The 22,279-nt window shown below is 31.3% G+C and carries 20 protein-coding genes and 2 tRNA genes; all 22 read right to left on the minus strand.

Going from position 1 to position 22,279, the window contains the following annotated elements:
• Positions 1-15: 15 nt before the first annotated feature.
• Positions 16-435: a diadenosine tetraphosphate hydrolase gene (locus OY14_01855; GenBank protein ID AJA90200.1), complete on the minus strand. Its 420-nt coding sequence runs from the start codon at positions 433-435 to the stop codon at positions 16-18.
• Between the two features lie 50 nt (positions 436-485).
• Entirely contained in the window at positions 486-1,850 is a 1,365-nt protein-coding gene (locus OY14_01860) for a magnesium transporter (GenBank protein AJA90201.1), read from the minus strand.
• Between the two features lie 53 nt (positions 1,851-1,903).
• Positions 1,904-3,328 carry a hypothetical protein gene (locus OY14_01865; protein ID AJA90202.1) on the minus strand — a complete coding sequence of 475 codons (1,425 nt, stop codon included), beginning with the start codon at positions 3,326-3,328 and terminating at the stop codon, positions 1,904-1,906.
• Positions 3,329-3,441: 113 nt separating this feature from the next.
• Positions 3,442-4,467 carry a membrane protein gene (locus OY14_01870; protein ID AJA90203.1) on the minus strand — a complete coding sequence of 342 codons (1,026 nt, stop codon included), beginning with the start codon at positions 4,465-4,467 and terminating at the stop codon, positions 3,442-3,444.
• 89 nt (positions 4,468-4,556) lie between these two features.
• Positions 4,557-5,576, minus strand: a complete 1,020-nt coding sequence (locus OY14_01875) for a membrane protein (protein ID AJA90204.1) — start codon at positions 5,574-5,576, stop codon at positions 4,557-4,559.
• Positions 5,577-5,618: 42 nt separating this feature from the next.
• Positions 5,619-6,680 carry a membrane protein gene (locus tag OY14_01880; GenBank protein ID AJA90205.1) on the minus strand — a complete coding sequence of 354 codons (1,062 nt, stop codon included), beginning with the start codon at positions 6,678-6,680 and terminating at the stop codon, positions 5,619-5,621.
• 303 nt (positions 6,681-6,983) lie between these two features.
• Positions 6,984-8,009, minus strand: coding sequence for a membrane protein (locus OY14_01885; GenBank protein AJA90206.1), 1,026 nt, complete (start codon positions 8,007-8,009; stop codon positions 6,984-6,986).
• A gap of 95 nt (positions 8,010-8,104) precedes the next feature.
• Positions 8,105-8,578 (minus strand): 30S ribosomal protein S7, encoded by a 474-nt coding sequence (locus OY14_01890; GenBank protein ID AJA90207.1) that lies wholly within the window; start codon positions 8,576-8,578, stop codon positions 8,105-8,107.
• Positions 8,579-8,602: 24 nt separating this feature from the next.
• Complete coding sequence (locus OY14_01895) at positions 8,603-8,977, minus strand: 30S ribosomal protein S12 (protein ID AJA90208.1); 375 nt, start codon at positions 8,975-8,977, stop codon at positions 8,603-8,605.
• Between the two features lie 67 nt (positions 8,978-9,044).
• Complete coding sequence (locus OY14_01900; protein AJA90209.1) at positions 9,045-13,178, minus strand: DNA-directed RNA polymerase subunit beta'; 4,134 nt, start codon at positions 13,176-13,178, stop codon at positions 9,045-9,047.
• Positions 13,179-13,193: 15 nt separating this feature from the next.
• Positions 13,194-16,661 carry a DNA-directed RNA polymerase subunit beta gene (locus OY14_01905; GenBank protein AJA90210.1) on the minus strand — a complete coding sequence of 1,156 codons (3,468 nt, stop codon included), beginning with the start codon at positions 16,659-16,661 and terminating at the stop codon, positions 13,194-13,196.
• A gap of 82 nt (positions 16,662-16,743) precedes the next feature.
• On the minus strand, positions 16,744-17,121 hold the full coding sequence (gene rplL / locus OY14_01910) for a 50S ribosomal protein L7/L12 (protein ID AJA90211.1): 378 nt from the start codon (positions 17,119-17,121) through the stop codon (positions 16,744-16,746).
• Positions 17,122-17,190: 69 nt separating this feature from the next.
• Positions 17,191-17,679: a 50S ribosomal protein L10 gene (locus OY14_01915; GenBank protein ID AJA90212.1), complete on the minus strand. Its 489-nt coding sequence runs from the start codon at positions 17,677-17,679 to the stop codon at positions 17,191-17,193.
• Positions 17,680-17,683: 4 nt separating this feature from the next.
• Positions 17,684-18,364 carry a 50S ribosomal protein L1 gene (locus OY14_01920; protein ID AJA90213.1) on the minus strand — a complete coding sequence of 227 codons (681 nt, stop codon included), beginning with the start codon at positions 18,362-18,364 and terminating at the stop codon, positions 17,684-17,686.
• Positions 18,364-18,795, minus strand: coding sequence for a 50S ribosomal protein L11 (locus OY14_01925; GenBank protein AJA90214.1), 432 nt, complete (start codon positions 18,793-18,795; stop codon positions 18,364-18,366). Before OY14_01925 ends, OY14_01920 begins: the two co-directional genes overlap by 1 nt.
• Before the next feature lie 50 nt (positions 18,796-18,845).
• A complete protein-coding gene (locus OY14_01930) occupies positions 18,846-19,400 on the minus strand; it encodes an antitermination protein NusG (protein ID AJA90215.1) in 555 nt (184 codons plus the stop codon).
• A gap of 23 nt (positions 19,401-19,423) precedes the next feature.
• Complete coding sequence (locus tag OY14_01935) at positions 19,424-19,594, minus strand: preprotein translocase subunit SecE (protein AJA90216.1); 171 nt, start codon at positions 19,592-19,594, stop codon at positions 19,424-19,426.
• Between the two features lie 25 nt (positions 19,595-19,619).
• Positions 19,620-19,692 (minus strand) — tRNA-Trp (locus tag OY14_01940).
• 8 nt (positions 19,693-19,700) lie between these two features.
• Entirely contained in the window at positions 19,701-19,880 is a 180-nt protein-coding gene (locus OY14_01945) for a 50S ribosomal protein L33 (GenBank protein AJA90217.1), read from the minus strand.
• A gap of 28 nt (positions 19,881-19,908) precedes the next feature.
• Positions 19,909-19,981, minus strand: a tRNA-Thr gene (locus tag OY14_01950).
• A gap of 74 nt (positions 19,982-20,055) precedes the next feature.
• On the minus strand, positions 20,056-20,904 hold the full coding sequence (locus OY14_01955) for a membrane protein (protein AJA90218.1): 849 nt from the start codon (positions 20,902-20,904) through the stop codon (positions 20,056-20,058).
• A gap of 13 nt (positions 20,905-20,917) precedes the next feature.
• The gene (locus OY14_01960; GenBank protein AJA90219.1) at positions 20,918-21,949 is read right to left on the minus strand and encodes a lipoprotein; all 1,032 of its coding nucleotides are present in this window, start codon (positions 21,947-21,949) and stop codon (positions 20,918-20,920) included.
• Between the last annotated feature and the right edge of the window lie 330 nt (positions 21,950-22,279).

Genomic DNA, 22,279 nt, shown 5'->3' on the forward strand with positions numbered 1-22,279 from the left:
TTTGGCTAAATAAACTTAAATGTTCATACTTATTTGAATAGACAACTGTTTAAATTTTTCAACTTCAAGGTTAAGCTTGTCACTTCTTTTAAAAACAAAACCATCATTTTTAAATCTTGGAATTACATGAAAATGGGTATGAAAAACCTCTTGCCCAGCATCAGCCCCTAAAGAAGAATGAATATTTATTCCGCTACAAATGCTTAAATTCATTTTTTTTAAAGCATTTGAAATTTTTTTACAGACTTTTAAAACTCTCTGATTAAATTTATCATCCATGCTCAATAAATTCTCGCTATGCTCTTTAGGAATAACAAGAGTATGACCAACGCTTAAAGGATTAATATCTAAGAATGCTAAAACTAAATCATCCTCATAAACTTTATAACAAGGAAGCTCTTTCTTTATTATTTTACAAAAAATACAATTATACATTAAAAATATCCTATTATAAAAAAATAGAAATTAACATATTTAAATGAAATTCAAACAGCATAACTAACCAAAACCCATTTTGCTATATTAAAATAAGCTATCAAAGTAATAGCATCTGCAATCGTAGTAATCAAAGGACCTGCCATAAGTGCCGGATCCAATTTAAAAATTTTAGCAACAATGGGTAAAAGACCTCCCAATATCTTTGCTACTGTCAAACTTACCATCAAGCAAGCTGAAACTACAAAAGCTATTTTCAGTTTATCAGAATGTTGTGGAGCCACAAAAAATACAATTCTTAAAAAATTAACACTAGCAAGAATTGCTCCCACAAGAATACTAACACATATTTCCTTTAAAAAAACTTTAAAAAAATCTTTTATTTTGACAGTACCAAGAGCAAGTTCACGAATTATTAATGCGGATGCCTGAGAACCAGCATTACCTGAAGTGTCCATTAAAAGGGGAATAAAACTAGCCAAAATTACTAAAGACAACATTAAATTTTGATAACTTGAAATTATTGTTGCTGTAAAAGTAGAAGATACCATAAGAACTAAAAGCCAAATTATCCTATTTTTAGTCATAACCAAAATAGACGTATCAAGATACGATGTATCCAAAGGTTTAACAGCAGCAATCATTTGAAAATCTTCAGTATTCACAGATTGAATAACCTCTAAAATATCATCAATAATAATGACCCCTATCATTCTTCCTTCATTATCAACAACAGGAACACTAGTAATATCATACTTTTGAAAAAGAAGCGCAACATCTTCTTTCTCATCGTTAACCCTTACAATATAAAATCCACTATTTCTCATTATTGATGAAAGAATAACGTCATCTTTAGCTAATATTAAATCCTCAATTTTTATAACTCCTTTTAAATGCTTTTCATCATCTGTAATATAATAAGTGTAAATATCTTCTTTGGTTTTAGCCACTCTTCTAATATAGTCAAGAGCTTGCCCAACAGTATAATCTTCTTTAAGCTCAACATACTCAATTGTTACAATTGAACCGGCAGAATCATCACTGTAAGACAAAAATTTATTAATAATCTCTCTATTCTCTTCTGTAGAACTTGCTAAAAATCTCTGAACAACATTTGCAGGAACTTCTTCTAAAAGATCAATAACATCATCAAGATTTAGCTCATCAATCATTTCGCTTATTTCTTTATTTGTAAAAGAATTTGCTAATTTGTTTTTCGTAGATTGGTCAAAATTAGAAAAAGTTTCAACTGCTATTTTCTTGGGTAAAAATCTGTAGAGTAAAATCAATTCAGACCCATTAAGTCTTTTAAGAGCCTCAGAAATATCAAAAGAATCGTGCTTTAAAAATTTTTCTTTAATTTTAGAATAACTCTTCTGTTTAAGAAAAATTCTCAATTCATCAATATCTATCATTAAAAGGCCTCCAAAAGTTTAAATTTTACAAGACATTTAATGAATCTAATTCATCAAAGCTTATCTAACAACATAGAACATCTTCCTGAAGGAATAGGAAGGGTTTTTTCTTTTTTATTTAATATATTTATTGTAAAATAATAAAGTTTCTCAGATTCCATTTTTATTTCCCAACCTCTTTTCCCTTTATTGCAAATTATTGTAGTTTGATTCTTTTTAAGAGATAAGCTTTCTATTCCCATAATCTCAAGAGTGGGTATATTCCAGTATACAGTTTTATCAGGCAAACTAATTGTAAGTCCAATAATATTTTCTATCATCAAACTAATGCTAAAAAGTGCAAGATAACAAATAAGATCTCTTTCTGTATAAGTTTTTTTATTAGAATCAAAATATGCAGGTCCTTCTTGCATAGGCTTATAAGCTTCCCAAATGTGGCCTTTAATTTTATTAAAAGGCATTAAAGTATCTAATATATAATATAAATGCCTTATAGTAAATTCTCTTGCAATATTTGCACGACCACAATATTCAAGACCTTTGATTACAAAAAAATTCATGTAAGTGTAAACTGAACCATAATACCCATTACCACATTCACTAAACCCCGGCTCACTCACAGAAAGCGTTGGAAAAGGATTTGGAGTACCAAAATGCTTATTACTTTTTAAGTAAAAAAGCATTCTCTCTATTCTGTCTTCACTGGGAATCTCAGAAAGCATTGGGAAAAAACCCACTATTGTCTTAATTTCAAGAATATTTTCATTAACATCAAGATCATAATAAAATCCATCTTTTTCACTCCACATTAAAGAATTAATTTTAGCCTTAAGAGAAAAAAATCGTTTTTTATATTCAAGCGACAAATTTTTATCATTTAGAATGTCTGCTAATTTAGAAATACAATATGCACTATGAACTTGTAATGAATTAAAATCTACAGGATAGTATGCATCTACTCTTGGAGAGTTTTTATAAAAAATTTTATTTACATCAATTGAATAAAGACCATTTCCCTTTAAAAATTTGCTCTCTATCCATTTATAATACTTATCAAGAATTGGCAAAACTTCAGAAATTCTCTTTTTATTCCCTGTTTTATGATATAAATTATATTCAGCCCACGCAAAAATAGGAAATCCAATATTCTCTTCATTCTCATCAAGATCAATAATAGTATTTTGATTGTCGTACCTAGCCCTGATTGCACCAGATTCTTCCTGCAATTGATAAAATTTATCAATTGCAGATGTAGATGAATATTCCCCATTGCTATAAACAAGAAAAAAGCTTGACATACAAGCTTGCATCTGATCTATATAATTACAATTTTCTGAATAATAATTTTTATCTTTTTTACTTTTATCAGAAACTTTTTGAAAAATAATCTTATCTTGAATCCAAGACAAACTTTTGTTATAAATATCAATAAAGTCTTGATCATAATAGTAAATTTTGGGAAACATTTTTTTATTCAATGCTAAAATCCTCTAAAACAATAGAAATATACTTCTACTTATTATAACACAATAAATGCAACATAATTAAAAAATTAAAAACTAGAAAATTAAAATCTTTTTATCTGGAAAGCCTACAGCTTTAATACTTGCTCTATAAAAATCTCATATCCTTCCTGATTATAAGGAACAACAATCTCTTTATTGATTATTTTCCTTTCAAGAACTCTTATGTACTCAAATTCATCTGCATTGGATAAACCAACAACACCCTCTCTTAATCCCATTTGAACAACCCTACCACCTTCCCAAACGCTATTATTCTCAAGATATTCACTAGTAATCAAGTATAACGCGTCACCAATGTTTTTAATAACAGAAGTAATAAAATTTTTAGGAGCAAGATGGGATTGATCTTGATCAGCTCCAATAACATAGTAACCATCGCCAAGTCCTTTTGCAGCCTCAATAACACCGACTCCTGTCAAACCGGCTGCAAAGTGAATTATATCTACTCCTTGAGAATACATTTTATCAGCCATCACTCTACCAATACCAATATCAGTAAACGAATTAGAGTATTCACTTACAATCTCTATACCTTTATTAGCATACTTTGCACCAGCTTCATAACCATAACGAAATGCATCTACTATGTCTCCTTTTACTCCTCCTATAAAACCTATTTTTCCAGAAACACTCTTTTTAGCCGCAATATAGCCAGCCAAAAAAGCGCCTTGCTCTATTCTAAAAACAACAGCAATCAAATTTTTAGGAATCCGCACATCACCACTATAAACAGGATCTATTATTCCGTAACTAATTTTTGGATTCTCTAACGGAACAGATAAAGAAACATCTGTAAGCATATACCCTACAAGCCAAATCAAATTTGAACCATTCATTTTTAAATTATCAAGATCTGAAACATAGCTAGAATAAACTCCAGAAGCAGCCTTAGAAAAAACTTTTTCAATTCTTTCTGGGAAATCCTTTTCCAAACGCAATAAAGCCTTATTAGCAGTCGAATTAAAAGATTCATCATCAAGAATACCATCTACCAACATAGATATCTTGATTTTACTCGAACTAGATTCTATTTCATTCTCATTAAAACAAGAAATAAATAAAATGCTGAAAATAAAAATTACAATTCCCATACAAAACGTTTCTCCATTTTTATCATTCAAACAAAATAAATATGTATTTTTAAATATTTAAAAATACAACATAGAAATTGATTCTTTATTTAAACAAATTCTTTAAGAAATTTTTCATAACTTTCTTTATTATATGGAACAATAAATTCTTCATTGATTATTTTGCTAGAAAGACTCTCAATTTCTTTTTCAAGCTCAAAGGAAATCATCTTGGGATTTCTTACAAATCCTACAACTCCTTCTTTAAGGCCATAATTTATTAATTTTCCACCTTCAAAAGTATTAGTTTTTAAGTAGTTAGATGTAAAAATATTTAAAGATCTGCCAACATCTTTGGTTGTAGATGTAATAATATTATCGGGAGCAAGATATGATTGGTCCTCATCAACTCCAATAATGTAATGTCCAGAACCAAGTTCTTTTGCAACTTCAATAGCCCCAATTCCCCCAAGACCTGCTGCATGATGAATAATATCCATTCCATCAGAATACATTTTAGTAGCAATACTTCTTCCAGCTTCAATGTCAAAAAAACTACCAATATACTGAATAGATACCTTTATATCCTTATTGGCATACTTAGCACCAGCTTCATACCCATACCTAAAGGCTCCTACTATTTCGCCTTCCATTCCCCCTAAAAACCCAATTTTACCTGTCTTAGAAATCTTTGCAGCAATATAACCTGTCAAAAACGCACCCTCTTGAGCTCTAAAAGTCATACCCACTAAATTTGCAGGAATAGGTTCATTAAAAGAAACAGGATCAATAATTGCATATTTCATCTCGGGATTTTGCAAAGAAACAGCCTTGGCCACATCACTAAATTTATATCCAATAAGCCAAATTAAATTTGAACCTGCATCCTTGAGACCTTCAAGATCAGATAAATAAGAATTTGTTGAAGACTCTTTTAAAACAAGATCGATATTAAACTCCTCTTTAACTTTTTTTGCACCATTAAAAGCACTCTCATTAAAAGATTTATCATCAAAAGTACCATCAATGATTAAAGATACCCTAGAAACTCCATTATCAAGGCTACCTTTGCCACTACATGATAAAAAAACGATACTTTCAAACAAAATCAACAACAATAATTTACCCATAATCTATTCTCCCTTTTAAAATCACAATTGCATTTACTTAGTTTATAACTTTGATTTAAATAAATCAAATGCATATTCACTATCAGGAACAATAATCTCTCCATTTATTATTTTATTTTCTAGATCAATAACTTCGTCAACCAACCTACTATTTAAAACATCAGGATCCTTAACAATTTCTATTACCCCTTCTTTTAAACCTCGATCAATAACAACTCCGCCTTTAAAAACACCATTTTTAATATAATCTGCCGAAACAGAATAAATAACCTTGCCAATATCTTTAAGTATTGAAGTAATAACATTTTGAGGCGCAATATATGATTGGTCTTGATTTAAACCAATAATATAATATTTAGATCCAAGTTCTTTAGCCGCATCATAAACTCCAAGACCAGTTATACCAGCTATTGGAAAAATAACACCTACTTTATCCTCTTTATACATAAACCTAGCCATTGCTTTACCTTTCTCTTTATCAAAATAAGAAGGTGCTTTTTTTGAAACTAATCTTAATTTGGGGTTGGCATAAAAAATTCCAGCCTTAAAACCAAACTTAAAATCATTTAAAGATTCACTTATAGGGCCTGTTAAAAATCCAATCTTTTCCCTTCTATTCATCTTGGCAGCAATATAGCCAGCTAAAAATGCGGCCTCTTCATTTCTAAACTTAATAGCCAAAGAATTCTTGGGAACTTGAATATCCCCATAATCAAAAGCATCTATAATCCCATAGCAAATATCTGGACGCTCATATGAAAGCTTAACCGATAAATCGGAGAATTGATATCCAACCAACCAAAAAAGATTTAAAGGACTCTTTTGAACCTCATAAGCATCCTCTACCATTGCCTCATTGACAGTAAGAAGTCTTTTTCCTTCAATAGGGTAAGGCCTTAAAGATTTAGTTATAAGCTTTACTCCAAAATCATCTCTAAGATTTATAACACCATCAAGAGCACTTTGATTATAGCCTTTATCGTAAAAACTACCATTAGCCAAAACACCTACAACAGCTTTATTAGAGTTAATAGACTTACTATTAGATTTAAAGCAAGCCAATATCAATAACGATGAAGCAATAAAAATAAAATTTTTAAACAAAATTAATCCTCTCCTTACAAAATTTATTTAAAAAATTCTAAATTTTAAAATATTAACTTTATTTTACTAACAAATATTATTTTATTCATTTATAAAATAATAACTTTAATAAACTACTTTACAAGTATGCCAGCCAATACATTTAATGTTAATAAAAATACAGTGGTAGAAAAAATAACTTTTCCCCACAGCACCATAATATCTAAATTTAAACCCTTTTGCAAGATAAATGTAATAATATATCTTGCAACGATTAAAAGACTCTCTACAATCTCTTTAAGGAATTTAAAACATTTTTACAAGTTAATTTTCTATTTGCGAAACAAAGTTGTCATAAGATACCTTATCATAAGGAACTCTAATTACACCATCGATTATACTTTTTCCAATTTTCAATGATTTATTATACACCTCAGAATAATTTGATTTTAAATTCTCATTTAAAATCAAACCAAGTCCATCTTCTTTAAGTCCAAGCAAGATGGTATCTCCCCCATTCCAAGCTCCAACTTCTAAATACTTTTTTGTTAAATCATAAATCAATGAATCAACCTTTTTTACAGCAGAAACAAGCACATTATTAGGAGCCAGATATGATTGATCCTGATCAACTCCAACAATATAATGATCGGGTCCTAATTCCTTTGCTGCCTCAATTACCCCTATACCAGAAAGCCCTGCAGCAGCAAATATAATATCAACTCCATCTCGATACATATTAGATGCCGTTGATCGACCAAGTCCAAAATCGCCAAATGTGCCAACATATTGAGAGATCACTTCAATATTAGAATCTGCATACTTAGCACCAGCTTCGTACCCATACATGAAAGATTCTAAAACTTTTCCCCTTACTCCCCCAATAAATCCAATCTTGCCGGTTTTAGAAGCTTTTGCCGCAAAATATCCTGCCAAAAAAGCCACCTCTTCAGATCTAAAATTAATATTAAGAAGATTTTTGGGTATTTTAATTTCATTATAAACCCCTTCTATGATTGCATAATTAACAGAAAAATTCTCGTCAGCTCTTTGCAAAATAACATCAGACAATCTAAATCCAACTCCCCAAATCAAGCTTGAGTTACCATCCTCTAAGTTTACAATATCTCCCAAATGAGAATTACCTGTAGATGATTTTTCAATTATATTTATATTAAAATCTCTTTTTAATTTTCTTAATGCCTTAGAAGAACTTTCATTAAATCCTTTATCATCAAAAGCACCATCAACTATAAGAGAAACAGTTTTTGACGCTGACTTACTATCATTAGAACCAGAACAGGCCACAATAAATAAAAAAATTAAAAAGCAATAAACTTTTTTTAACACAAAAATATCCTCCTTTGCTTTTAACAAATAATAAAAAAAATATCCCCAATAACGACATATATAAATAACAAAAAGACACCTTAAAAGGCGTCTTTTTACCATCTATAATGAGTAAAAGCTTTATTTGCTTCAGCCATTCTATGAGTGTCTTCTTTCTTCTTAAAAGCAGCCCCAGTAGAATTATATGCATTTAAAAGCTCGTTTGACAACTTTTCTTTCATAGACTTGCCACTAGATTTCCTAGCAGCAAAAATAATCCACTTCATAGCCAAAGCTTCTCTTCTTTCTTCTCTAACTTCAACAGGAACTTGGTATGTGGCACCCCCTACCCGCCTACTTCTTACCTCTACCAATGGCTTAATATTATCTAAAGCTTTATAAAAAACAGCCATCTTGTCGCTATCTTCAAGCTTCTCAGAAAGCAAGTCAATAGAACTATAAAGTATACTCTCGCTTATTGATTTTTTTCCATCATACATCATTCTGTTTGCAAACTTTGCAACAATCCTAGAATTATACCTGGTATCAATAAAAATTTTCTTTTTGATTTTTTTATTCTTTCTTGACATATCTAATATTAATCCACCTTTTAATTAAGCTTTAGGCTTTTTTGTTCCATACTTAGATCTACCCTTTTTCCTATTGTTAACACCAAGAGTATCTTTAGCTCCTCTAATAATATGGTATCTCACCCCAGGCAAGTCTTTAACCCGACCCCCTCTAATCAAAACTACAGAATGTTCTTGCAAATTATGACCAATTCCTGGAATATATGCTGTTACTTCAAATCCATTTGAAAGTCTAACACGAGCTACTTTTCTTAAAGCTGAATTAGGCTTTTTAGGAGTTACAGTCATTACACGTGTGCAAATTCCTCTTCTTTGAGGACAATTTTGAAGCGCAGGAGATGCGGTCTTCTCCGTTTGACTTTTTCTAGGCTTTCTAATTAACTGATTAATTGTAGGCATTTATCAACGCTCTCCTTTTCTTGAAATTATTAATAAAATGGTAGCAAATATATCACTTATTTTCAAGTTAAACTTCAGAATCGACATTTTCCCTAACTTTAATTTTTTTATAAAGACCCATACCAGTTCCAGTAGGAATTAAATGACCAATTACAACATTTTCTTTCAATCCTCTAAGATCATCTATTTTCCCAGCAATAGAAGCATCTGTTAGTACTTTTGTTGTCTCCTGGAAAGAAGCTGCAGAAATAAAAGAATCTATATTAAGAGATGTCTTAGTAACTCCTATAAGAATAGGACTTGCTATTGCTGGCTCACCGCCTTGTTCAATTACTTTTCTATTTTGCTCATAAAAAGCATGCTTATCTACCTTTTGCCCATAAACAAAATTAGTATCACCAACTGCCACAATCTTAACCTTTTTCATCATTTGTTTGATTATTACACCAATATGTTTGTCATTAATACTAACACCTTGTTTACGATAAACATCCTGAATTTCTGCCAAAAGAAACTCTTGCAAACTAATCCCACCTAAAATTTCAAGCACATCATGAGGATTAATCCTACCATCACAAAGCATATCTCCTGCTCTAACAACATCTCCATCTCTAACCAAAAGATGTTTGCCAGCTGGAATATAATGCTTATGCTCAACTCCATACTCATCTAAAATATTAATAAGTCTTTTACCTTTTTGAATTGATTTAAATTGAACAATGCCACTTACTTTAGCCATTTCAGTCAAATTTTTAGGTATTCTCGTTTCAAAAAGATCATTAACACGAGGCAATCCTCCTGTAATGTCTTGTGTTTTTTCAGAACCCTTGGAAAGTTTAGCAACAACATCCCCTATATTAATATTTTGACCATCTTCAACTTGAAGATAAGCATCCCCTGGCAATACATAAGATGCAACCTCCATACCACTACTATCAACGATAAAAATTCTCGGATCAAGAGATTCAAAAACATTGTCTGTAATTCTTTTCTCAACATTACCTGTTTCAGTATTTATTTCTTCTTTAAGAGTAGTTCCTAAAATAATATCCTTAAATTTAATTTTTCCCTTAACCTCTGCAATAATAGGTTCTGCAAATGGATCAAATGTGCCGATAACTTTCCCCGATTCAACATAATCGCCAACCCCAATTTCGAGCTTTGTACCAGCTTTCAAGACAACTTCTTGTTCTTCTGATACTATGAAAAAATTATCGTCTCTTAATTTAACATAACCAATATAAGAAGAGAAAATCTCCACACCATTTTTATTAACAAACAAAGGAATTCCTTTGATCACCCTTTGAGAATCTAAAACTTTAATTTCTTTTATGTTCTTGATTTTTTCATCATAAAAAACATTAATTATTTTTAAAGTTCCTTTCCTTGTAAAAAGAATTCCATTATCAACCTTAACATTAAAACCCTCTATTCCATTCAATATAAAGGCATTCTTTAAAGATATTTTATCATCCTCACTGCCAGCCTGAGCAACACCACCAATATGAAAAGTTCTCATGGTCAATTGAGTTCCTGGTTGCCCTATGGACTGAGCAGCAATTATTCCTACAGCCTCACCAATGTTAACAGGCTTGTTTTTTGAAAAGTCTCTCCCATAACATTTTTGACAAACACCGTGTTCAGCTTCACATGTTAAAACAGATCTAATAACAAGTTTTTCAATACCAATTTTTTCTAATAATTCTATTTTAGTTTCTGAGATTTCTTCATTTACGTCTAAAACAATCTCACCGGTAATTGGATTTTTTATTCTTTCAATAGAATAACTCCCAACAGCTTTTTCTTTCAAAGATTCTAATATTTCCTCACCATTTTTTACAGTTTCAACTTTTATTCCATTTATAGTCCCACAATCTTCTGTTCTAACAACAACATCTTGGGCAATATCTACTAATCTTCGAGTTAAATATCCAGCATCAGCTGTCTTAAGAGCAGTATCTGCTAAACCTTTTCTTGCTCCATTTGTAGATATAAAAAACTCTATCACAGAAAGACCTTCTTTAAAGTTGGAAATAATTGGAAGCTCAATAATATCTCCAGAAGTTTTTGCCATCAATCCTCTCATACCAGCAAGTTGCCTTATTTGATTTCTACTGCCCCTAGCACCAGAATCTGCCATCATATAAATAACATTAAATCCATCTCTGTCTTTTTTTAAAATTTCCATCATCTTATTAGTAAGCTCTTCATTTGTCTTTAACCAAACAGAAACTACATTGTTATAACGCTCTTCACCAGTAATAACACCCTTAGCATAATCATTTTGAATTTTAGCAATCTCTTTATTAGCTCTTTCCACATAAGCCCTCTTTTCATTAGGAACAATAATATCACTCATACTAATTGTGCACCCAAACCTAGTAGCATACCTAAAACCTAGTTCCTTGACAATATCAAGCATTTCAATTACAGTGGAAGAACCATGAACCACATAAACTTTTGATATCAAAATTTGCAACTCCAAATCACTAAGAGTTTTATTTACAAATTCAATCCCATTAGGCAAAGCCTCATTAAATATTACCCTACCAGCTGTGGTCTTTTTGTATTCACCATCGATTTTAACATAAATAGAAGCATTGTAATCTAAACTCCTATTATTTACAGCAAGAATAACATTATTAAAGTTTAAAAACTTTTTACCTTCTCCAACAACATTCTTTTTTTCCATTGTTAAATAATATAAACCCAAAACAATATCTTGAGATGGGAAAACAATAGGATGCCCATTAGCAGGATTTAAAAGATTATTCGTTGAAAGCATTAAAGCCCAACTTTCAGCTTGTGCTGCTGGAGTAAGGGGCACATGCACTGCCATCTGGTCACCATCAAAATCAGCATTATAGGCATGACAAACAAGAGGATGCAATTTTATTGCCTTACCCTCAACTAAAACCGGCTCAAAGGCTTGAATTCCAAGCCTATGAAGAGTAGGCGCCCTATTTAAAAGAATGGGGTGCTCTTTAATAACAAGATCTAAAATTTGCCATACTTCATCAACTTCTTGTTCAATTAAATTTTTTGCTCTTTTGATATTAAAAACTGCTTCACTCTCAATTAACCTTCTTACTACAAAAGGCTTAAACAGCTCAAGAGCCATCTTTGCAGGCAACCCACATTGATGCAGTTTTAATTCAGGCCCAACAACAATAACAGAACGACCAGAATAATCTACTCTTTTACCAAGAAGATTTTGTCTAAATCTTCCCTGTTTACCCTTTAATGCATCAGAAAGAGACTTAAGGGGTCTGCTAGACGAACCTTTAACAACCTTTCTTTTATGAGAATTATCAAAAAGAGAGTCTACCGATTCTTGAAGCATTCTTTTTTCATTTCTTACAATAATCTCTGGTGCATTCAGAAGAAGCAACTTTCTTAAACGATTATTCCTATTTATAACTCTTCTATAAAGATCATTAAGATCAGATGTTGCAAAACGGCCTCCATCAAGCTGCACCATTGGCCTAATTTCTGGAGGTATAACAGGAAGAACGTCCATAATCATCCATTCTGGCTTATTCCCAGAAATTTTAAAATTTTCAATAATTTCAAGACGTCTTAACAGTTTCTTATCAGTTTTGTCATCTTTATCTATCATTTGAACCCTAAGTTTAGAAGAAAGCTCATCAAGATCAAGATTTTCAAGAAGAGTTTTAATAGCTTCAGCTCCCATAGAAGCATTAAAAGACATTCCATATCGCTCTCTAGCCTCTATGTACTCATCCTCACTTAAAAGTTGCATTTTTTTAAGATCGGTATCACCTGGTTCAATTACCACATATTTTTCATAATAAAGAATAGAATTCAAACTAGACGCCGTAATATCAAGCAAAAGCCCAATTCTAGAGGGTATATACTTGTAATACCAAATATGAGCAACTGGAGCTGCTAACTCAATATGCCCCATTCTCTCGCGTCTCACCTTAAAATGAGTAACCTCTACATTACAACGATCGCAAATAATACCCTTATATCTAACTGATTTAAATTTTCCACAATAACATTCCCATTCCTTTGTAGTACCAAAAATCCTCTCACAAAAAAGTCCATCCTTTTCGGGTCTCAAAGTTCTATAATTAATAGTCTCAGACTTTTTAACCTCTCCATAAGACCAATTTCTAATTTGATCAGGAGATGCTATTTTAATTTTTATTCTTTCAAAATCTTTTATCTCTTTCATAAAAACTCCAAAAACCTAGTTTTTATTAATCAATTCTTCTTCCTTTTCTGTCAAAGGAACTTGATTCCCATTATCATCGTAAATTGACAAATCAAGTCCAAGTCCTCTAAGCTCTTGCATTAACACATTAAAAGACTCAGGAATTCCTGACACATTAGTAGGAATACCTTTCACTATATTTTCATATATCTTAACTCTACCCGTCATATCATCAGATTTGACTGTTAAAAGTTCCTGAAGAGTATGAGCTGCACCATAAGCTTCAAGAGCCCAAACTTCCATTTCTCCAAGTCTTTGTCCACCAAACTGAGCTTTTCCTCCAAGAGGCTGCTGAGAAACAAGAGAATATGGTCCTGTTGATCTTGCATGCATTTTATCATCAACAAGATGATGTAGCTTAAGCATATAAATCACTCCAACCATTACTTCATTTTCAAACGGCTCTCCTGTATAACCATCATATAAAATCTCTTTAGAAGTTGCATTAAATCCAGCTTTTTTCAATTTTTCTTGGATTTGTTCATTTGTAGCAGACTCAAAAACAGGAACATTATAAGATTCACTAAGATATTTACCAGCAAGGCCTAATTGCGATTCCATTAGCTGTCCAATATTCATTCTAGATGGAACTCCTAAAGGATTTAAGCATATATCAAGAGGAGTTCCATCTGCAAGATAGGGCATATCTTCAACAGGAAGAATTTTTGCAACAACACCCTTATTGCCATGTCGCCCAGCCATTTTGTCACCCTCTTTAAGCTTCCTTTTTTTAGCAACGTAAACTTTAAGTATCTCCTCAACCCCAGGAGAAAGATTCCCAACATCCTCTTTAGTAATCCTTTGAACATCAATAACTGTGCCTTCGGTACCATGAGGAACTTTTAATGAATTATTTTTAACATCTTTTGCTTTTTCTCCAAAAATTGAAGTCAAAAGCCTAAATTCAGGGGTAATGTCTCCTTCTGACTTTGGAGTAACTTTACCAACAAGAATATCGCCAGGCTTCACATATGTTCCTATCCGTATAATTCCATTTTCATCTAATTTATTTAGTATTTTCTCACTAACATTAGGTATATCCCCCGTAACCTTTTCAGGCCCAAGTTTAGTTTCTCTTACTTCTATGCTAAATTCTTTAATATGAATAGATGTATAAAGATCTTCCTTTACAATTCTATCAGAAATCAATATAGCATCCTCATAATTAAATCCATTCCAAGGAATAACTCCTAACAATAAATTATTGCCAAGAGCAAGCTCTCCATATCTAGTAGCAGGACCATCAGCTATTATCTCACCCTTTTCAACTTCTTGTCCCTCTTTAACCAAAACAGATTGATTAAAACAAGTATCTTGATTTGTCCTTTCATATTTAACAATATGATACTCATCTACATCTTTAGAATTCTCTGATTCAAAAGGTCTAATAACTATTTTATTACTTGTCGCAAAAATAACTTCCCCACTTCTTTTGGCCTTAATTACTACTCCTGAATCCTTTGCAACAATACTTTCCATACCAGTACCAACAATAGGCGGTTTAGGAAAAAGCAAAGGTACCGCTTGTCTTTGCATATTAGAACCCATAAGAGCTCGATTTGCATCATTGTGCTCAAGAAAAGGAATTAATGCTGAAGATACTGAAATTAACTGTCTAGGAGAAACATCCATATAATCTATATTTTTAGGATTTGTTGTAGTATAATCACCAGAAATTCTAACAGAAACTAAATCTTCAAGGTACTTGCCGTCAGAATTAAAAGCAGCATTAGCCTGAGCAATACATTTCTTCTCCTCATCAATAGCAGATAAATATTCCAATTCATCAGTCACTTCTCCATCAATAACTTTCCTATAGGGAGTTTCTAAAAATCCATAATCATTAACTCTAGAATAAGTAGCTAAAGAAACAATAAGTCCAATATTTGGTCCTTCGGGAGTTTCAATAGGGCACATTCTCCCATAATGGGTGTAATGAACGTCTCTTACTTCAAATCCTGCTCTATCTCTTGAAAGCCCTCCTGGTCCAAGAGCATTAAGACGCCTTTTATGAGTAAGTTCGGCCAAAGGATTGACCTGATCCATAAACTGAGAAAGTTGGCTAGTCGCAAAAAATTCTTTCACAGCAGATACAATAGGCTTAACGCTTATTAATTCTTGAGGTTTTAGATTAAAAACTTCCTTATTAGACATTCTATCCTTAGCGATTTTTTCAACCCTTGACATCGCACCTTTATATATATTGGTAAGCAGCTCTCCAACAGAACGCACTCTTCTATTTCCCAAATGATCAATATCATCAAGAACATCGTGACCTTCATATATTCTTAAAAGATGAGATATGGTGTTAACAATGTCACCCATAGTTAAAACTGATGTGGTTAAATCATCAAACCCAAATTTTTTAGAAAGCTTATAACGACCTACACGTCCAAGATCATACCTTCTTTCAGAAAAGAATATAGTTTTTAAATCGTTTTCAGCATTATCAATTGATATTGGCTCACCAGGTAAAAGAGCACTATAAACAGCAAGCATAACTGATTCTCTTGAAAGCTCTTTAGAACCATCTTTTAAGGCAAAAAAAGCATCCTCTTTCTCAAGACAATTTAAAATAACATCTGAACTTACAAAGCACTTTCCAGGAATAGCATCATAACCATCAAAATCAACAAGCTCTATTTCATTTACTCCATTTTGTAAAAAGTCTTCAACATCTTGTAGTGTTATCTTATCTCCTGCTCGATAATACATATTTTCTCTTATACTAATACTTTTGGCTAAATATTGTCCTGGAAGATCTCTTTTTGTAACGTCTTCAACTTTAATTTTTTTAATGTTGTAAAAAGTCTCTATTATTTTTTCTCTTGTATCAAACCCTAAAGCCCTTAAAAAAAGAGTTATGAGTATTCTTTTTTTTCTATCTATTTTTACATAAAGATAATCTTTTTTAGAATCAATCTCAAATTCCAACCAAGAACCGCGATAAGGAATTATTCTAGCAGAATACAAATCTTTTTCTTTATAAAAAACAACTCCTGGAGATCTATGAATCTGAGAAACGACAACTCTTTCAGCCCCATTAATAATAAAAGTGCCCCTTTCTGTCATTAAAGGAATAGTTCCCATGTACACATCTTTTTGCCTTATTTCCCCAGTAGTCAAAAATTGCAAATTTAGTCTTACTTTTAAAACAGCTTCATAACTTTGCCCTTTTCTTTTACATTCTTTTTCTGTAAAATCAAGAGCATCCTTTTCTATATAGTATCTTTCATACTCAAGAGCAACATCTCCATTGCCGCTTTTAATGGGAAATATATTTCTAAAAACAGACTCAAGGCCTTCATTAAGTAAAGGCTTTTTATTTTTTAATTTATCAAGTTGTAAAAATTTTTCATAAGAATTTAATTGTATTTCTATCAGGTTAGGTAAGTCTAAAATCTCATCAGCTCTTCCTTGTCCCAGATGAACTCTTTTTATCATTAAAAGACTCCTTTTTTAAGACATAACAAGCCGCATATCACAACGACATGCGGAATAACAACTTTGATATATTTTTAATCTTTTATTTAACTTCAACTTTTGCGCCAACTGCCTCAAGTTTCTTTTTCAATTCTTCAGCATCTGACTTAGAAAGGCCTTCTTTAATAGCTTTAGGAGCAGATTCAACTAAAGTCTTAGCTTCACCCAGACCAAGCCCTGTAATAGCTCTAACCTCTTTTATAACATTTATTTTGCTATCACCAAAAGACATAAGAATTACATCAAATTCGGTTTGTTCTTCAGAATCAGCTGAACCTGCTGAAACAGCACCTACCCCAACCGCAGCAACAGCAGCAGCAGTTACTCCAAATTTTTCCTCAATAGCTGTCACAAGATCAACAACTTCTATGGTTTTTGCACCCTCAAGCCAGGTTAAAATATCTTCTTTATTTAGTGCCATATTAACTCCTTATATATTCATTTTACAGTGATAGCATGCACTTAAAAAATTAAGACTAACACTGTTATATTAATTTTTAACATCGGCCAAAGCTTTCAATGTTCTTGCAAGCTTAGAAACTGGCGCTTTTAACACACTAGCAAACAAAGAAATAGCCTCTTTTTTGGTAGGAAGCTTGCTATAAGCTTGAACTTTAGCCTCATCATAAAACTCTCCTGAAACAAAACCTCCCTTAACTTTTAAAGTACTACTTTTAACAAAATCATAAAAAATTTTCGCTATTACATTAGCCTCTTCTAACGCTGCAACAACAACTGTAGGACCAACCAAGCAAGAATCAACAACATCAATATTTTTTTCTTTTAAAACTCTCTTCATTATATTGTTTTTAACAACTTTTAAGGCTCCGTGTTCGCTTTCTATTTTATTCCTAAGATCTGTTAACTGAGCCACACTCAAGCCTCTATAATCCAAGAAAAAAAGATTTTCCTTACTATCTATAAATGATTTCAACAAATCAAACATTTCTAACTTTTTAGAATTTACCTTTGCGCTCATAATGTCACCTCCAAACAAAATCAACTTTTATAGAAGGCCCCATAGTAGATGAAATATAAACACTATCTATAAAAGCTCCCTTTAAGTCACTTGGTCTTTTTTTGACAACTTCCTTGATAAATTCCTCATAATTTTCTTTTATCTTGTCATTGTCCATAGAAGATTTACCAAAAGAAAAGCTTATCACACCATTTTTATTTGCTCTAAATTCTGTACGACCTTTTTTAAGACTATTGATCGCATCCTTAAGATTATTTGTGACTGTTTGAGTCTTTGGATTGGGCATTAAGCCTCTTTTCCCTAAAATAGGACCAAGTCTTCCAACATCCTTCATCATATCAGGAGTCGCAACAACAATGTCAAATTCATCCCAACCACTTTTAATTTTATTTATAAGGTCATCATCTCCAACATAAGTTGCACCAAAGGTTCTAGCTTCATCTGCACGGTCACCTTTTGCAAAAACAAGTATTCTTTTTGGCTTCATAAACTGATTTGGCAAAACTACAGTATCTCTAACAGTATGATTTTTCTTTAAATTAAGATTAATAGATATATCTATAGTTTCATCAAATTTAACAAATTTAATTTCCTTCAACAATGAAATTGCATCTTCAATGCTATAAAATCTGTTTTTATCTACTTTGGAAAAAGCTTCAATATATTTTTTACCCTTTTTTGACATTATTTCTCTACCTCAACACCCATTGAACGTGCACTTCCAGCAATAATTTTAAACGCTGCTGATTCTGATTTTGCATTTAAATCAGGCATTTTAATTTTTGCTATCTCCATCAATTTTTCTTTTGATATAGTTCCAACTTTATCAGTATTGGATTTTTTAGATCCTGACTCTATCCCAATAGCTTTTTTAATTAAAACCGAAGCGGGCGGGGTCTTTACAATAAAAGAAAAACTTTTGTCGCTATAAACAGTAATAATAACAGGAACCACAATACCGGGATCCATCTTTGAGGTTCTCTCATTAAATTCTTTTACAAACTGAGGACCACTAACTCCATGAGGTCCAAGAGCTTGTCCTATTTTAGCTCCAGGAGCTGCTTGAGCAGCTGGAACCTGCAATTTAATCCAAGAAATTGCTTTTTTTTTGGCCATATTGTCTCCTTATGGTAATAACGCTTTTAAAGCTCCCATTAGCATCAAATTTAAATTTTTTCTATATGTTGGAAATCAACTTCAACAGGCGTTGACCTTCCAAAAATTTGAACTGCAACTTTTAATTTCTTTCTTTCATAATCAATAGAACTAATAAGTCCTTCAAAAGAATCAAAAGGTCCACCTTTAATTCTAACCCTTTCTCCTTCTTCAAAATCATAAAGCATAAAAATAGACTTATTTGCTTTAATCTCACCAGTAAGCATAAAAACACTTTTTACTTCTTCATCATTAATAGGTAAAGGTCTTTGCCCCTTACTGGCCCCAACAAAACTAATAACACCTTGAACTTTAATAATATTAGCAACAACATCTTTCCAGCCTACTTCTGGAAGATCTAACTCAATAAGAATATAACCTGGCCAAATTTTCCTCTCTCTTATTCTTTTCTTGCCATTTCTTATCTCTTCTACTTTTTCAATAGGAGCCTTAACATCTAAGACTACGCTACCAAAAACACCTTCACTTATTAAAAGCCTTATGTCTTGCTCTATCTTTTTCTCATATTGAGAATAGGTTTGAACTACATACCAAGCTCTAGACATAAATTACCCTTCTTACAATAAAACTAAAATACATAAGTTACAACAAGAAACATAAGGTAATCAACTACACCCAAGAAGATTGAAACAAAAAATACCAACCAAAAAACTTGCTTTCCATTGCCAACCACCTCATTATACTTAGGCCATGTTATCTTCTTAAGCTCTAAGATACTCTCTTTGATAAACCTAAACACTTAAGCCTCACTTTAATTCTAACAACAGGTCAGGAGGGATTCGAACCCCCAACATACAGTTTTGGAGACTGTCGTTCTACCGTTGGAACTACTGACCTATTATTTATTATTTTATTTTTCCTTCTTTATGAAGAGTATGCTTTCGTAACTTTGGACAATATTTCATCAACTCTAACTTTTCTTGCTTATTACGTCTATTCTTAGTAGTGGTATAATTCCTAATTCCTGTTTCTTCGCAAATCAAAGATATAAGCTCAACAGCTCCTTTTCCCTTCTTTTTACCCATACAACAAAACTCCTAAATACCAACATAAAGCCCTCAATCGGACTTGAACCGACGACCCCCACCTTACCATGGTGGTGCTCTACCAACTGAGCTATAAGGGCATTAATTCCTTATAGAACTCTTTACTATATTAGTTGATTGTTTAGAAAAAAACAAGTACCAAGTTTACATTTTCTCACTTTATTACAACAAGTTTTCCGTCTTGCAAAAGTTTAATATTGTTACTATTTGAAAACAACTTATTAATAGAATACTCATCAAGTATAATGTCTGTGTTGTTTTTGCCATAAATATTCTTAGCAACTAATTTTAAAGGACGATATCCAACCCTATTTTTATTATTATAAAGAAGATCATTACTATACTCAAGCATGCCCCATTTTCTTAAAGCTTCTGGAGAAACCATCCTCTTATCAAAATATGGCCTAATATTTTCATCATAAATTTTTATAAAAAAAGAATCTTCTAATTTTTTAGAGCCAAAAGCATTGCTATAGACTTCACCTACATAAATAACAATTCCTGTATAATCAGTTTTGTCAACATCAGAATTTACTAACGGATAAAAAGTTTTATAGGGCTCTTCATGTGAAAAAAATAAATTTATAAAATCGGGAAAAAGACTAAGCTCATATCTAACAGTTAGGCTTCTTAAATCTTCTGAATATTTTATATAAGATCTTTTCAAAATGCTATTGGGACCTGAAAAATTAAGTATTAAGCTGGGATTCAAGTCAAAATAATTCTTAAAAGTATTCTCAGAATCCATAATTATCTTAAAAAGAGACTCTCGTATTAAAGTATCTTTAAAATCATTAATGGTTGCTATTAATTTAGATGCTGTATTCAAGCCTACTGGTCTAAATTCATTCTCATTTATTTCCTTAATAATATCAAAGCAAATAACTTTCCTATCCCAATCAATTATTCTATGCACACTTGTCTCAGCAATTTCATCTGTTATTACAGAAACATTAGAATAAAGCAGAAATAAACACCTAAAAAGCAATTTAAGAAAATTCACTATTTCCTCCACACTATTTTTTGCCTAAATATACACCTATCCAAGTCCAACCATTATTAATTTCTGGATCTTTCGGATAAGCAATTCTTTTAAAAACAAAATACCATTCTCGAATATGATCCCAACCACTTGATTCAAGATAAGATATATCATCACTAGAATCCGCTTCAAGATGGTTTGCAAATTGTATTCCGTTTTTTCTTCTACCCCCTAGTCTAATCATCGTAGTCAAAAAACTATTAGTATTAATGGAATTACTTTTTCCACCCTTTTGATCCCAGCTTTGAATAAAAAAATTATTCTTATCTCTTATATTAAGCAACTTGGTAGTATTTCCAGAAAGAACAAAATTTTTAACATCTTGGATTAAATCTCCTAAATTTCTATAAACAACAAAATCTGGATTATTAAAGTAATTAATCTTTGTAACAACATTAAAATAATCCCTGGAATCTATTTTCAAATATGATCTTGGAATTGAAAGAAATTTTTTATAGTAAAAATAAGATTCATCATAATCTTGAATATCTTCTAAGCCCAATGCTAGGTTATAAAAATAATTACCCTTTTCCTCATTATTCAAGTTATCAATTTCTTTATTTAATATAAATTTGTAATAATCAATCTTATCGATTGAATCAATATTTAAATTAATAATCTTTTTTGCCACCCTTGTTTTCACTGAGTAATTTTCATAAACATAATCACCAAAATTGTCAACAATATTCTTGTAAATACTAAAAGCTACAAAATCTTCTCCCATAGAACAATAAATATTACCCATTAAATAAAGATACAAAGGATAATACTCTCTAGACTCATCATTAATAATCCCACTATTTACAATTTTTAAGGCATCTTCATGATTTTTATTTGCAATATATATATTAACCACCCTATCAATAATGAGAAACCTATCTAATCCATTTTTATTAGAAGATTTTAAAAGATAGGTAAGATTTTGAATCTCACTTTGTTTTTGTTTGCAAGAAACAAATAAAAGTAAAATCAAAAAAAAATTAGCAATTCCAAACAATAGGTTCATGCCATTATTTTACAATATAAATTATACATAATAAAATATACACCTTAATTGAAAAAATTATTGAAATTTTATCAATATTAGCTTAGCCTAACACCTTTTTTATTAATACCAATCAAATAAAACATTAAAAAAATAAAACAATACATAATTTACAATAATACTCAAATATCTATCTACACAAAAATTCACAACAATAGAGTTAAATATTAAATTGGGAATTTACTATAAAGATATACAATATTAAAGAATAGGTAAAAATTGCTTTATGATTGACTATAATAACTATAAAAACATTGAAAAACAGTCTTATAATAACCTATAATAGGTATA

The sequence above is a fragment of the Borreliella chilensis genome, from assembly GCA_000808095.1.
Taxonomy (GTDB): Bacteria; Spirochaetota; Spirochaetia; order Borreliales; family Borreliaceae; genus Borreliella; species Borreliella chilensis.